At 37.0% G+C, this 15663-nt stretch carries 7 protein-coding genes; 5 read left to right on the top strand and 2 right to left on the bottom strand.

All coding sequences use genetic code 11. The features are described from left to right. The first annotated feature begins 32 nt into the window (after positions 1 to 32). From IGJ37_RS08790 to trpS, 3 genes are all read left to right on the top strand, one after another. Positions 33 to 1001 (top strand): hypothetical protein, encoded by a 969-nt coding sequence (locus IGJ37_RS08790; RefSeq protein ID WP_174121139.1) that lies wholly within the window; start codon positions 33 to 35, stop codon positions 999 to 1001. Between the two features lie 10 nt (positions 1002 to 1011). Beyond that, entirely contained in the window at positions 1012 to 4791 is a 3780-nt protein-coding gene (locus IGJ37_RS08785) for an Ig-like domain-containing protein (protein WP_325814875.1), read from the top strand. Positions 4792 to 4952: 161 nt separating this feature from the next. Next, positions 4953 to 5957 (top strand): tryptophan--tRNA ligase, encoded by a 1005-nt coding sequence (gene trpS, locus IGJ37_RS08780; protein WP_002356846.1) that lies wholly within the window; start codon positions 4953 to 4955, stop codon positions 5955 to 5957. A gap of 53 nt (positions 5958 to 6010) precedes the next feature. Here trpS and IGJ37_RS08775 read toward each other — a convergent pair whose 3' ends face one another. Beyond that, positions 6011 to 7789 (bottom strand): ABC transporter ATP-binding protein, encoded by a 1779-nt coding sequence (locus tag IGJ37_RS08775; RefSeq protein ID WP_002388273.1) that lies wholly within the window; start codon positions 7787 to 7789, stop codon positions 6011 to 6013. A gap of 52 nt (positions 7790 to 7841) precedes the next feature. Next, positions 7842 to 9569 (bottom strand): ABC transporter ATP-binding protein, encoded by a 1728-nt coding sequence (locus IGJ37_RS08770; protein WP_002370396.1) that lies wholly within the window; start codon positions 9567 to 9569, stop codon positions 7842 to 7844. A 66-nt stretch (positions 9570 to 9635) separates the two neighbouring features. Between IGJ37_RS08770 and IGJ37_RS08765 the strand changes: the two genes are divergently transcribed. Then, positions 9636 to 10451, top strand: a complete 816-nt coding sequence (locus tag IGJ37_RS08765) for a MerR family transcriptional regulator (RefSeq protein WP_002383586.1) — start codon at positions 9636 to 9638, stop codon at positions 10449 to 10451. Positions 10452 to 10924: 473 nt separating this feature from the next. Further along, on the top strand, positions 10925 to 15442 hold the full coding sequence (locus IGJ37_RS08760) for an isopeptide-forming domain-containing fimbrial protein (RefSeq protein ID WP_430598900.1): 4518 nt from the start codon (positions 10925 to 10927) through the stop codon (positions 15440 to 15442). The last annotated feature ends 221 nt before the right edge of the window (positions 15443 to 15663 follow it).

Raw genomic sequence — 15663 nt, 5'->3', positions numbered from 1 at the left:
GCCTTGTTTATTAAAGTGGAGGGAGCGAACGAATGAAGAAAAAAATAATTATTTTAAGTAGCTTTTTGATAGGTGCTATTTTTGTGCTCGTTATTTTTACTACCAGCCAGCAAAGTATGATTAATAACGAAGCAATCCAAGTCGAAGAATTAATTGTTTATGGCGATAAAAATATGAATCGTGTAGCGAAGCAATTCTCTGATCAGAATAATTTAACTTCGTTTGGGAAAAATTTCTGGCGCAAAACGTATAACGGAAAATCACCCACTCAGGAACTACTGAAGGTTGCAACGAAGGATTTAGTACAACATAAAATGATTAAACAGCTGGCGACGGAGTTAGAAATAGCCCACTCACAAACATTTGGGCAAGAAAAAAAAGAATGGCAAGACCAAAAGAGCAGTTTAACGCTCTGGCAATTTTTAGATGCAAAAGATCAACAATTACAGGACCAAATAAAAGAGAAATTAATGGAGAAAGAAAAGCCAACGCAAAAAGAATTGCGGCAGGCCTTTGAGCAATTGGATGATAAATATAAAAAGACCGATTACTTTGTTGAAGCAATTGAAATTCCAACTTTTTCAGGTAAGCAAGCAGAATTAGAAAAAATAGCCGAAGCAATCTCTCCGAATCTATCTTATGAGGAGACGTTATTGGAGTGGCAAAATAAATTACCTAATCTTGTTATTGAATCGTATCAATTGAAGAGTGCAGAAATCCAAAAAGAGGATATTTATTCGTTGTCTGTTGGGGAGATTCTTAGTGAAAAAGCTGTTGGTACCGTGGTGAAAGGATACCACGAAAACCAATACTTTTATATTTTTAATAAGGAAGGAGGGCAACTTTTACAGTTTGAAGAAGCACCACAATTTGGCAAAAATGCCTATATCAACACATGTTACAAAGAGAAATTAGCTACGTATCAACAAGCAACCAAAGTAGACTTGTTGGAGAAAGACAGAGAAAAGTTTTTTCAAAATTATCAAAATAAAAACAGTTAAGGAGCAGAAAATGAGAAAAAAAGCGTATTTTAAAAGTGTAACCATCTTCCTTTCTATTTTGCTTGTTTTTTCCCAGCTTCAATTATTTAGTCTTCCTGCTTATGGGGAAACAGTGAGTGATCAACCGTTACTTTTTCGTTCAGTAGGTGTCGCTCAAAATGGAACGACCTACTATGTGGATGGGGAAGGAGGAAATAATGCCAATGATGGGCAGTCTCCAGCCAGTGCTTGGCGTGATTTTGAAAAAGTGAATCAGACGGAGTTTCAGCCAGGCGACCATCTTTTGCTGAATGCGCAAAGTACCTGGAATAACCAATTGTTGCATCCAAAAGGGAATGGGACAGCGGCACAAAAGATTGTCATTGATTTTTATGATACGAATGACAAAGGAGAAACCATTTTTGAAACAACACGGCGTCCGATTATTAACGGTGGTGGCACCTACAGCACAGGGACTTTCAAACGTGCAATCTCAGGGGCCGTGCAGTTAGTGAACCAAGAATATTGGGATATTTCAAATTTAGAAGTGACAAATACACCAGAGCTAGATAATCTCGAAGGCTATAAGAAACCAGGAGATGCTCAAAGAGCGGGGATATTAGTACTAGGATATGAACAAAATCGAACGTTCAATAGTGTCACGATAAGGAATAACTATGTTCATGATGTTCAAACAGAATATTATTTGAATCTAAGTGGGAATACTGCAACCAAACGATTAAAAGCGGTAGGTGGAATTATTGTTTTAGGAAGTTGGTTTGATGAGAATGGCAATGTAGTAACGGCAGCCAATGATCATCGAACAACGACTGGATTTAATGATATTTTGATTGAAAATAATGTGATTCAACGAGTGGGACTTGAAGGAATTCGAACAAAAGCTGATTCAGATACCTCAAGAGGCAACACTTTCTACAAAACGTTTTCTAATATTACGATTCGTAATAACTATTTAGAAGATATTGCTGGCGACGGGATTGTCTTGTCAGAAGCCAAAAGTGGCGGAGTCGTCGAAGGAAATGTTGCTGTCCGAATGTGCAATGCCGATTATGGTACACAAAATTACGCGGGCGTTTGGGCAATGTCTGTAGATGACGGACTGTTCCAATATAACGAAGTATACGGAATCAAATATGGATTTAACGATGCCGAAGCTTATGATGTGGACATGCAGTCAAACAATGTTATTTATCAATATAACTATTCACATCATAATACTGGCGGCTTTTTATTGCTTATGTCTGATCAAAAAAATTCGGTTATTCGGTACAATATCTCAGCTAATGACGGCGGTGGTAACCGAGGAACAGGTAAAGACAATCCAGGCGGAGCTGGTGGCTACAATTATAAAGAACAAAGTATTTTCCATTATTGGGTGAAAAATGATGGAGCGGCAATGCCAACTATCCACAATAATACGATTTATGTTGGCGACGGCATTTCAACATCATTATTTGGTGAAGGAAATAGTTCTGACAACAGTGGTACAGTAGCCAATTTTTACAATAATATTTTATACAAAGAAGGTACCGGACAATTAAAATTCTTATCTAATTATCCAACAAATGGGACACAACCAATTGAACGTAAAATGGTCGATAATCCAGAAAAATATTTCAAAAATAATGTTATTTGGCCAAAAGAAATTGCTACAGAAAAAAGTGGTGCAACTGTTGAAAAATTAGTATCAAGTGGAAACATTTTTGAAAAACCACAATTAGAAATCACAGATAACCCTGAAAAAGTGAAAGAGTTGGCAGAGCAAGAATTTACGACATTGAAACCAACAAAAGATAATGTGGTTGAATTTACTTCCAAAGAACGCTTACGTCAGCGAGCACAAATGTTCCAATTAAAAGAAACCTCTCCAGCGATTGGTAAAGGCTTGTCGGAAGTGAACAGTGCGGCCGAAGACTTCTTTGGAAATAGCTTGAAAAATAAAGTTTTAGATATTGGTGCACAACAAGCATCCACAATTGAAAAAAGTATTCGTTATCAAAATCAAGTGTTAGAAATTAGTTCGGCAACAGGTGTGTATCCTAATTTGCCAGAGCAAGTTGAATTAACGTACGAAGAAGTCGTTAATGAAGAAGTGGTTGCGACAGGCAAAAAAGAATTTAAGTTACAATGGGAAGCAATCCCTCAAGAAAAAATTAATACAGCAGGCACAGTTGAAGTTGCAGCAACAGTTATCGGCTTACCGATAGATGCTGTCAAAGTAACAGCCAAGGTCTCTTTTGAGGGTGAACTTGGTGAAGGAAAAGACACCGTTAAACTAAAAATAGCTCAAACTGCCTATGTTCAAAAGAGTGATGGTAACCGAGCATACTCTGCTATAGCAGGCGGTACCGCTGCCATTAGTTCAGGAGACGCCTATAAATATCCTTATGGAGTAAACTATACGGGCAATTACGCATTAAAATTAAAAAATGCTAGTTCTGCGGGGTATAATCGCCGGATTTACGTTGAAATTGATACACAAGAATTGAAGAACTATCAATCACTAAAAAGTGCCAATTTAGAACTAAATGTGATGCGTTATGATGCGTGGAATGGTGCTGGAAATACAACTGATGAACGTTTGAAAAATACGCAGTTCCAAGTAGATGTTTATGGAACAGATACTAATTGGATGAGTAACACCATTACTTGGAACAATGGTCCAAATAATTTAAATGTACCAAATGAAGAATTTATTGCTCGACAATCTTTTACAAATAGCTCAATTATGAATAATCAAAATACAATCTCTATTGATATTAGTAACTATCTACGGAAGCTAATTCAAAGTGGTGAGAAAATTCCAGCCAAGTTAAGTTTCTTATTAGCGATTACAGACAGTCGTTTGCCTGGTTATGATTCTGATAATGCTGGGTTTGATGCTTTTTCAAAAGAAGGCGCACAAAAGGCCTATCAAGACTTTTTAACAGGCAAATTGACCTTGCCAACTGGTCAACAGCTAGCAGAGGATAGTTTAGCTCCTAAAATTGTTTTATCGAATGTTTTCGAAGTCAAACATGAGTCGATTGAGGTCACGACAGAAGCGGGTCAAGCCCCTAATCTACCAGAAAAAACAACTATTTTTTATTCGGATGGTTCACAACGAGAAGTGACTGTCAATTGGTCAGAAATTCCAGCATCTTCTTATCAAAAAGAAGGAACATTCACTGTTGTAGGACGAGCAGCAGGTGTCTCAATGCCAATTATTGCCAATGTAAAAGTCACCGCTAAACATATTGTTGGATTCAAGGAATTGCCTACGCTGGATCGATTAACAGGCACCTCGCGAGGCGAACTGAATTTGCCAACTGAAGTAATTGCAAAATTAGATGATGGTAGCGAAACGAAATTGAAGGTTATTTCTTGGGATGACGATGTTAGTAATTATTCGCCAAGTAGCCCGCCAGGTACTTACCAGTTCCCTGCTGCAGTAGAAGAAAAAATAGGAATTGCGAATCCTGATGAACGAAAAATTTTCCAAGTCGTGCAAACTCATGCGATTCCTGAAAGAATTCAATTTGCTACAGAAACAGCCACTATAAAATCAGGCGAAAATTATCAAATTCAATCTAAAGTGATTGGTCAAGCGCCGCACACAGAAACGGATGCTTGGAGCTCGCAAGTAACGTATGAGTTGGTTACACCAGATGCTGGCAATACAGTAAGTGTAGATGAAAACGGTCTGATTAGGACAGAAGCAACGACTGCTGCAGGAAATTATCAAATCAAAGTAACAAGCAAAGTTTTACCGGTAGTGACTGCACAATTTTCAATTAAAGTCACAAAATAAACGAACTGTTTGAAGAGACTGGAACAAGAATTGCTGTACCTTGCAATCTTTCTAGTCTCTTCGATTATCTAGAATCAATAAATATTCTATTGCCTACTATTCATTCTTTTTAAAACAAGGTAAAATAATAAATGAAAGTAAACGATAAAGGTGTGTAGACAATGAATACTATCTTAACAGGTGATCGTCCAACTGGTAAATTGCACCTAGGACATTACGTAGGTTCCTTAAAAAAACGAGTAGAAATGCAAGCAGACCCTACAAATCAATTATTTGTCATGATTGCAGATTTACAAGCATTGACAGATAATGCAAAAAATCCCGAAAAAGTTTCAGCCAATGTTTTAGAAGTTGCTTTGGACTATTTAGCAGTTGGTTTAGACCCTACGAAAACAACAATTTTTATCCAATCGCAAATTCCACAGTTAGCTGAATTAACAATGTACTATCTAAATTTAGTGACCACGTCACGTGTTCGTCGGAATCCAACGGTCAAAGCAGAAATTGAGCAAAAAAAATTTGGGGAAGGTGTTCCGACAGGATTCTTTATTTATCCCGTTTCACAAGCTGCTGATATTACTGCCTTTCAAGCGAACTTAGTCCCAGTTGGGGAAGACCAAAAACCAATGTTGGAACAAGCGCAAGAAATTGTGCATAGTTTTAATCAGACGTACGGTGAAGTTTTAGTTAGACCGGAAGCTGTGTTACCACCAAAAGGCATGGGACGCTTGCCAGGAATTGATGGCAACGGAAAAATGAGTAAGTCTTTAGGCAATGGTATCTATCTTTCAGATCCAGCTGAAGTGGTACAGAAAAAAGTAATGAGTATGTATACCGATCCAAATCATATTCGTATAGAGGACCCAGGACAAGTTGAAGGAAATATGGTCTTTACTTACTTGGATGTCTTTGGGAAAGAGAAAGAATATATTGAAGAATTAAAAGAGCACTATCGTCATGGCGGTTTAGGAGATGTGAAAATTAAACGTTACTTAATTGATGTCTTAGAAGAAGAACTCGCACCGATTCGTCGACGTCGTGAAGAGCTGGCTAAAAATCCAGAAGCGATTATGGAAATGTTGCATAAAGGAAGTCTTGCTGCTGAAAAAGTGGCAGCACAAACCTTAACAGAAGTCAAAAAAGCAATGGGAATTCAATATTTCTAAGCAATAAAAGAACTGGAACGAGTCAAAAGAAGAATGACTTGTTCCAGTTCTTTTTAAGTGGTTTGAAATTGACTATTATATAAGCTGGCGTAAAGAGTCGGAGCTTGTAATAGTTCCTGATGCGTTCCTTTTTCAATAATATCGCCATTTTTCATCACTAAAATTAAATCAGCATTTTCAATCGTGGATAATCGATGAGCGATAACGAAGCTTGTTCGATTTTCTGTGACAGTTTCCATCGCTTTTTGAATATGGGCTTCTGTTCGTGTGTCCACACTCGAAGTTGCTTCATCGAGAATAACAACGGGCGGATTTGCTAAAATGATTCGGGCGATGGTTAATAACTGTTGTTGCCCTTGTGATAATGCACCATTTTCGCTAGAAATAATTGTGTCATATCCTTGAGGAAGGGTCCGAATAAAATGATCACATTGAGCAATTTTAGCTGCTTCAATTATTTCTTCACGAGAAGCATCTTTTTTTCCATAGGCAATATTATCTGCTACGGTTCCTTCAAATAGCCAAGTGTTTTGTAAAACCATGCCAAATAAATTTCTTAGATTTTGTCGAGAAAGTTTCGTAATATCAATCCCATCAAAAGTAATGGCACCTTGATTTATTTCATAGAAACGCATTAATAAGTTGACTAATGTTGTTTTACCAGCGCCGGTGGGTCCTACAATGGCCACTGTTTTTTTCGGTTGAACAGAAAAATCAACATTCTTCATTAAAATTTTTTCTGGTGTGTAGCCAAATTGAACATTTTTAAATTCAATGGCTCCTTTAGGAGAAGAAATAGTTTCTAAATGAGTTGCTTCTGGCTGTTCATCAGCTTCATCTAAGATAACAAAAATCCGATCAATGGAAGCCATCGCTGCTTGAATTGAGTTAATGACATAAGAAGCGGTAGAAATCGGCTCAGAAATTTGGTTGATATATTGCAAATACGCTTGCAAGAAACCAATCGTAATACCACCAGATAAAACGAGCATTGCGCCTAAGATAGCACTAATAATAAAAGCCAACTGATTAATAAAACGAATTGCTGGATAAATCGCAAAATTTAGAAACTGTGCTTTTTTAAAGGCACGATAATGTTGTTGATTAACAGCAGCAATTGTTTTTTCAGCATTTTGCTGTTGATTAAAGGTCTTTGTGACCAAATTTCCTGCTAAATATTCTTCCATCTTATTATTTAATTGACCTAATTCAGCTTGACTTTGATCAGCAAACACCTTGTTTTTATTCGCGATTTTTGTCGTCATGAAAGTACTGCCGCCAATTAGCAGCAACACTAAAATGGTTAATTTTGCATCAATATAGAACAACATAATTCCTGCAAAAAGGATAGTCACGACGGAAGTGAAAAATTGGTTGATGCCTGTTAAAAGAACTTGTGACAATTGGTTTAAGCCAGTTGTTGAACGACTAATGATATCGCCCACTTGGTGATTGTCAAAGAAGGCCATTGGTAAAGTTTTAAACTTTTTTGTCACTTCTTTTCTAATTCTTAAAGTAACCCGTTCGCTTAAAGAAGCCATTGCTCGTTCCTGAATAAAAGAAGTGATACTACTAATGATTGAAAAGAGAATTAAAAGTAAGACGGGACCTAAGAGCGCTTCTTCAACTAAAGGAAGTGTCATACCTTTGAGTCCGACACGCTTGATAGCTTCTAAGAGGTTATCAATCCCGATTGCCATAATATAGGTCATGGCAACAATTAATAAGTTTCCAATTAAACTGCAGATCATTAGACCATAAAAGATTGGATGTTCAGGTTTAATCATTTTCCAGAAACGTTTAAAGCTTTGAAGATTCATTGTTTTTTTCATTGTATGGCTTGAAAAGAAAACTTTCTTTCAAGCAGTCACATCCTTTCTTTAATTACTTGGGTAAGATACCTTGCGATTTAGCAAAGTCTTGGTAATAGCTATTAGTGGTAAGTAAATCAGCGTGGGTGCCTTGACCAACAATCCTTCCTTCATCTAGGACGATAATATTGTCAGCGTTCATGATTGTACTTAACCGTTGAGCAACAATGAGTAAAGTTTTGTCCGACATTTGTGCATGTAAAGCGGCACGTAGAGCAGCGTCAGTTTTGTAATCTAATGCGGAAAAGCTATCATCGAAAATATAAACGTCTGCCGGTTTGATTAAGGCTCGTGCAATACACATTCTTTGTTTTTGACCACCAGAATAGTTGGACCCGCCTTGTGCTACGAAACTTTCAATCCCTTGTGGTAAGGAATCGATAAATTCAGAAGATTGTGAAATTTCTAGTGCCGTTCTTATTTCTTCTGTAGTTGCTTTGGCATTTCCCATTAATAAGTTTGATAAGATTGTCCCACTGAAAAGAAAGGCTTTTTGTGGCACATAACTGATGACTTTACGAATCGTTTGCTGAGATAATGAGCGGATATCTGTGCCAGAATAGCTAATCGTGCCGGCTGTGACCTCATTTATTCGTAAAAGTAACTTAACTAAAGTACTTTTACCAGCGCCAGTTGCCCCAACAATCGCCGTTGTTTTTCCTTTAGGGATGACAAAACTAACATTTTCTAAAACAGGATCAGCTGTTTCTGTGTATTGAAACGTGACGTGATCGAAGCAAATCAAGGCTTTCTCAGGATGATAAGCAATGGTTGCTTCAGTGTGAGGATCGCTAATTTCAATTTCTTCTGACAAAACTTCTTGCAAGCGATTCAAGGAAGCAACGGACCGTGGAATGACAACTAATACCATAGCCGCGATCATTAAGTAGGCCAAAGTTAGAAGCGTATATTCAATCACAGCTGTAACGGTGCCAATTTGTAGGGTGCCTACCGCCACTAAATTACCGCCAAACCACAAAATAGAGGCATACACAACGCCCATTAATAAAAAGGCAACGGGAGTAATCCAAGCAAAGATTCGATTCACTTTGCTCATGCGTTCAGCATAATTTTTAAATGTTTGATTGGTTCGCTGCTCTTCAAAATCTTGATTATTGAACGCACGAATCATATTAATTCCAGTAAAGAACTCTCGTAAAGTCGTAGTAATTCGATCCATTTTTGGTTGAATTTTTAAAGATAAAGGGGTACCTTTTTTCATTAAAAAATAAACAACGACTAAGTAAAATACGATGGAAGCCAATGTTACCCAAGCGAGTGAAACTGAATAAGAAAATGTCATCACTAAGGCAAATAAACTAATAATAGGCGCTGGAAAGATTAATTGGCAAAATAGCACAATCATTGTTTGAACATTATCTACATCGTTGGTCATTCTAGTTAGCAAAGAATTTGAACCAAATTTATCAACATTTTTCATCGAGAATTGTTGAAATTTTTTAAAGAACAATCCTCTAACTTGAAAACCAAATTTAGCAGCTACTAAAGCAGACAAATAGCTAGAAATAATTGCGGCAATTGTTCCAATGAATGCCACAAGAAACATTTGTATGCCAATCGTTTTAATTACTTGTTGGTCACCGCTAACGATGCCCACATCAATCAACTTGCCAACTAATTTAGGGACGCCAAGGGTTCCTGCGATTTGCAAACAGATGGTTAAAGTTGTCGCAAGAACAATCCATTTATTTTCTTTAATAAACTCTTTCATTAATTTCATGAAATTTCCTCCTTAAACAATACCGTTTTAGCTGTTACAAAGAGTCATTGTACACGTTCAAGTAACTTGAATGTCAACAGTAGAAATGCTAAACTTTTTGATGGAGGGAACAGTATGGAAAAAAATTACACAATAAAAGATGTTTCTGAGTTGCTAAATATCCCTAAGTCCACGATTCGTTATTGGGACGAGCAAGGGTTGATTAGTACAACACGCAATGAAGAAAACGGATATCGAACCTTTGATTTAGAAGATTTGTTCAAAATATATGATATTGATTTTTATCGAAAAATGGGGATTCCTATCAAAGATATGTTGAATTTATATAAAAAGACACCTACCGATCTCTATGCCACCATGGAAGCAACAGAAGAACAACTGGGGCAAGAAATAAAAAGGCTTCAGCATAAATACAAAGAAATCAAGAAAAGAAAATTACATTTACATGCGTTAATTGATTTAGAAACATTGGTTTTTTCAGATGAACCAATTCCTTTTGATAAAATTGTTGTTGTTGATATTGAGGATCCAGAAGAGATGAAAGTTTACATGGAACACATTTCAACTTTAGGTATTTACGGGGATTTAAGTGAATCCAATGAACTGACGTATGGGATTTGTTTGGCAAATCATGTGAATAAAAAAAGTTTAGATAAAGTGATTTGGCTCAAAGAATCAAGTAGCCAATACAAAGGCTTTATTTTAAAAGTCAATACACAAGATACCCGTTTGAATAATATCGAAGAAGTAAAAAAGCGTTTAGCAAAACAAGGATTTGAAACAGGCATCGTTGTCGGAGAGCATATCTTGACACAACTAGAAGAGGAAAATCAATATATTGAATATTATTATGGTTGGATTGAAATTTTAGGGGAAAAGTAAAACAATTAAAAAAAGGAACTAGCAATAGCAAATGTAGCTAAGCTAGTTTCTTTTTTTGGTAAATGTAATGAAAATTACATGAAAAAAGTTTTAGTTTTTAAAACAATTTAGAACGAATGTTATTAAAGGGAAAACAATAAAAAAATTACTCTTAAAGCTAGAACTTACCTATGTTTGTATTTTTTTAGGGAAAGTCAATATATTTGCTTCATATAAAACGTGTTATTTAATTCACGATTTTTTGTTGAAATATCGGGTTTTTTTCTTTTTTTAGCTAATATAATGTGTTACTTTTTGATTATAAGGAGAAACGGAAAATCGTACGTTAAAAAAAGTTGTTGTAGCTAAATAAAGAAAGAATTGAAGGTTGAAAAGTATTTTATGGAGGTGGATGTTGAGAAACAATTAGTAATTGTAAAAGTTGTTTGAAGATGATTTGTTTAAGTAAATGAAAAGAACGAAGGAGAATGTAAATGAATAAAGCAGTTAAAAATTTTGTGAGTTACCTTATGATTACCATGCTGTTTATTTTAAATTTGTTACCAATGATGAACGCATTTGCTCAAGAAGTAACAAGTGATGCTGAGAAGACTGTTGAAAAAGACGGGCTCAAAGTAATAGGGAAAATAGAAGATACATCGTCTCAAGAAGATATTAAAACGGTCACTTACGAAGTAACAAATACGCGAGATGTACCAATCAAAGATCTCATTTTAAAACAAAAAAATACCAATGATAGTCCAATCAAATTTGTATTAGATACTTTAAGCGAAGAGCGAGGACCTACGTCTTTAGAAGAACAAGCAAAGGTTGAAACAAATGAGAAAGATCAAACAACCGATATTAAACTGCTTAACCTTCAACCAAATTCGACAAGAAAGATTACCATAAATGGGCAAATAACTACAAAAGCGTCGAGCAAGTTATTGGTCAGCGTACTAATAGAAGATAATGAAAAAGGAACACTAGTAATTGATTTACCTAGTAAAGATATACTAGCAGATAAAGAGTCGGTTTCGAAGGAAAAACAGGAAACTTCAGAAACAAAAGTAGAAAATCAGGCAAACGAAACAGTCTCTTCTACAAATGAAATGACCGCAACTACTAGTAACGAAACAAAGCCTGAAGCAGGAAAGGCGACAGAAAGTATTCAAGAGACTGCACTAACGCAGGCTACCGAAAGTCCTGAGCAACCTCCATTAAAGGCGCAACCTACTGGTCCGTTAGTGCCACCAACACCTGGTCGGGGGTTTAATACACCGATTTATCAAAGCGTTCATAAAGGAGAACTTTTTTCAACGGGAAATACCAACTTAAAAATTGCGAATGAAAATACGGCGGCTGCACAAACATTTTTAAACACACGAGGAGCAAGTAGTGGTTATGCAATTAACAATTTTCCTTTAGAATTTGCAGATGTTGACAATGATCCAAATACGTATAACTCTAGTCGGGCTTATATTGATTTAAATGGTGCAAAAGAGATTGCTTGGGCGGGCTTATTTTGGAGTGCATCTAGATATAAAGGCCCTGCTTACGGAACAAATCTTTCTGATGAAGAAATTAGTGCACCAGTTCAATTTACTACACCAAATGGAACCGTACAGCGTGTTTCGCCCCAAAGGTACCATCGTATCGATCAAGATGCAACAAACCCAGGACAACGTTTCGGGTACAATAACACTGGATTTTCTAATTATGCAGATGTAACTTCAATTTTACAAGGGGATAAAAGTGCGACAGGGAGTTATACGTTGGCAGATATTCCTATGACAAGTAGTTTAAATGGTCAATATCAATATTATAACTTTAGTGGTTGGAGTTTGTTTGTTGTTACAAAGGATCAGGCAAGTAAGTCAAGAGCTTTTAGTATTTACTATGGAGCACGTGGTAATGCTGCTGGAACCAATAATGAATTTACTATGAGCAACTTTTTAACAGCAAAACAAGGAAATCTTGATCCAATTGTGACCTGGTTTACTGTTCAAGGAGATAAATACTGGACTGGAGACAACGCACAAATTAAAAATAGCGCAGGAACTTGGGCAAATATTTCGAACACGCTTAATCCAGTTAATAATGCTATGAACGCAACTGTGACAGACAACGATGAACATATGGTAGATAAGTATCCAGGAAAATTTGCGCCGGATCATCCTAATTTTTTAGATATTGATATCGATCGTATGGCAATTCCCGAAGGTGTTTTAAATGCTGGACAAAACCAAATTAATTTTAGAACAACAAGTAGTGGTGACGATTATTCTACGAATGCGATTGGTTTTGCTGTAAACGCAGAAACGCCTGAATTTGAAATTAAGAAAGAAATTGTGGAACCAAAAGAAACTTACAAAGTTGGTGAAACGATCACGTATCGTGTCTCACTAAAAAATACAAAAACTGATTCTGAAGCGATAAATTCAGTCTCGAAGGATGCACTAGATGGTCGCTTAAATTATTTGCCAGGCTCTTTAAAAATTATTAGTGGACCAAATTCTGGTGAAAAAACGGATGCTTTAGGCGATGATCAAGCTGAATATGATGAAACCAATAAACAAATTATAGTCCGTGTCGGCAATGATGCAACTGCTACACAAGGAGGTAGCTACAAAGCTGATACAGCTGAAACAATTTACGAATTTAAAGCGCAGATAAATGAACGAGCAAAAGCAAATGAATTAGTGCCTAATAGCGCAACCGTTGAGGCAGTAGATATTTTAACATCTGCAAAAGTCAACGAAACTTCTAATATAGTAGAAGCAAAAATTGCGGACGAACAAGTAACTGGCAAATTAACCGCAACAAAAACCGTTAATAACGCTAAACCAAAACTAGGCGAAACTATCGAGTACACAATTAGCTTCCGCAATACCATCGAAAACGGCGTCCTAAACAAAGTGGTTATCACAGACCAACTACCAAAAGGACTGACGTATGTCAAAGATAGCCTAACAAGTGTCGGTGATGAACCAAAGCCAACCAACTTGAAAGAAGCCAACGGCACAATCACAGCGGAATACCCAAGTCTCACTGATACGAAAGAACGGAGTATTCGTTTCAAAGTGATCGTTAACGAAGAAGCGAAAGCGGGCGAAACAATTCTCAACAAAGCCAAAGTAGATGACACAGTTAATCCGCCCGAAGAACCAGAGGTGCCGGTGGTACCAGAAGCGAAAGAAGGCAAATTAACAGCAACAAAAACCGTTAATAACGCTAAACCAAAACTAGGCGAAACTATCGAGTACACAATTAGCTTCCGCAATACCATCGAAAACGGCGTCCTAAACAAAGTAGTTATCACAGACCAACTACCGAAAGGACTGACGTATGTCAAAGATAGCCTAACAAGTGTCGGTGATGAGCCCCAGCCAATCAGTTTGAAAGAAACTAACGGCACAATCACAGCGGAATACCCAAGTATCACTGATACAAAAGAGCGGAGTATTCGCTTCAAAGTAATCGTTAACGAAGAAGTCAAGGCAGGCGAAACAATTCTCAACAAAGCCAAAGTAGATGACACAGTTAATCCGCCCGAAGAACCAGAGGTACCCATTACACCCGAAGAACCAATCACACCTCGAGTAAAAGAAGGCAAATTAACCGCAACAAAAACCGTTAATAACGCTAAACCAAAACTAGGCGAAACTATCGAGTACACAATTAGCTTCCGCAATACCATCGAAAACGGCGTCCTAAACAAAGTAGTTATCACAGACCAACTACCCAAAGGACTGACGTATGTCAAAGATAGCCTAACAAGTGTCGGTGATGAACCAAAACCAACCAGCTTGAAAGAAGCTAATGGCACAATCACAGCGGAATACCCAAGTATCACAGATACGAAAGAGCGGAGTATTCGCTTCAAAGTGATCGTTAACGAAGAAGCCAAAGCGGGCGAAACAATTCTCAACAAAGCCAAAGTAGATGACACAGTTAATCCACCAGAAGAACCAGAGGTGCCTGTGGTACCAGAAACGAACGCAGGCAAACTAGCCGCAACAAAAACCGTTAATAACGCTAAACCAAAACTAGGCGAAACTATCGAGTACACAATTAGCTTCCGCAATACCATCGAAAACGGCGTCCTAAACAAAGTAGTTATCACAGACCAACTACCAAAAGGACTGACATATGTCAAAGATAGCCTAACAAGTGTTGGTGATGAACCAAAACCAACCAGCTTGAAAGAAACCAACGGCATAATCACGGCGGAATACCCAAGTATCACTGATACAAAAGAGCGGAGTATTCGTTTCAAAGTGATCGTTAACGAAGAAGCCAAAGCGGGCGAAACAATTCTTAACAAAGCCAAAGTAGATGACACAGTTAATCCACCAGAAGAACCAGAGGTGCCTGTGGTACCAGAAACGAACGCAGGCAAACTAACCGCAACAAAAACCGTTAATAACGCCAAACCAAAATTAGGGGAAGCAATCGAATACACAATCAGTTTCCGCAATACCATCGAAAATGGCATCCTAAACAAAGTAGTTATCACAGACCAACTACCAAAAGGACTGACGTATGTCAAAGATAGCCTAACAAGTGTCGGTGATGCACCAAAACCAACCAGCTTGAAAGAAGCCAACGGCACAATCACAGCGGAATACCCAAGTATCACCGATACGAAAGAGCGGAGTATTCGTTTCAAAGTGATCGTTAATGAAGAAGCCAAGGCAGGCGAAACAATTCTCAACAAAGCCAAAGTAGGTGATGGCATCAATCCACCAGAAGAACCAGAAGTGCCCATTACGCCTGAAGAACCAGCGAAAAATAAAAAGGAAACAAAAAAAGTTGTTACAGACCAGAACAAACCTACAAAAAATAGTAAAAATGAAATTGCCATAAACAAGAAAGAAACGTCTAAATCATCCTATTTACCAAAAACAGGAGAAAAAGTTCAAAAAATATTTGCGTATCTGGGTGTAGGACTGATCTTAATTGTATTAATTCTCTATGTTATAAAGAGAAACAAAGAAAAAGAGGAGTAAACAAAATCGATTGTTTTAGAACGACTAATTAGCTGAAAATTTAAGAGTTGACGACATAAGTCAAAATGACCTATGTCGTCAACTCTTTTTGATTTATAACAAGAAATCCAACATATTGTGTGTGCATAAAGGCAAATAGAAAAATAGTAGTGAAATAGCTAGTAATAATAAAGAACCAGCTTGCATTAAAACTGCAAAAAAATAAACTATAATTAAACGAA

The sequence above is a fragment of the Enterococcus sp. AZ104 genome (assembly GCF_050546705.1).
In the GTDB taxonomy this organism is placed as follows: domain Bacteria; phylum Bacillota; class Bacilli; order Lactobacillales; family Enterococcaceae; genus Enterococcus; species Enterococcus faecalis.
This window is presented reverse-complemented; position numbering and strand designations above follow the sequence as displayed.

Excerpts from the sequence above, each read along its gene's own strand:
- trpS (WP_002356846.1), top strand. The coding sequence starts at position 4,953 with ATGAATACTATCTTAACAGGTGATCGTCCAACTGGTAAATTGCACCTA.
- IGJ37_RS08775 (WP_002388273.1), bottom strand. The coding sequence starts at position 7,789 with ATGAAAAAAACAATGAATCTTCAAAGCTTTAAACGTTTCTGGAAAATG.
- IGJ37_RS08760 (WP_430598900.1), top strand. The coding sequence starts at position 10,925 with ATGAATAAAGCAGTTAAAAATTTTGTGAGTTACCTTATGATTACCATG.
- IGJ37_RS08790 (WP_174121139.1), top strand. The coding sequence starts at position 33 with ATGAAGAAAAAAATAATTATTTTAAGTAGCTTTTTGATAGGTGCTATT.
- IGJ37_RS08770 (WP_002370396.1), bottom strand. The coding sequence starts at position 9,569 with ATGAAATTAATGAAAGAGTTTATTAAAGAAAATAAATGGATTGTTCTT.
- IGJ37_RS08785 (WP_325814875.1), top strand. The coding sequence starts at position 1,012 with ATGAGAAAAAAAGCGTATTTTAAAAGTGTAACCATCTTCCTTTCTATT.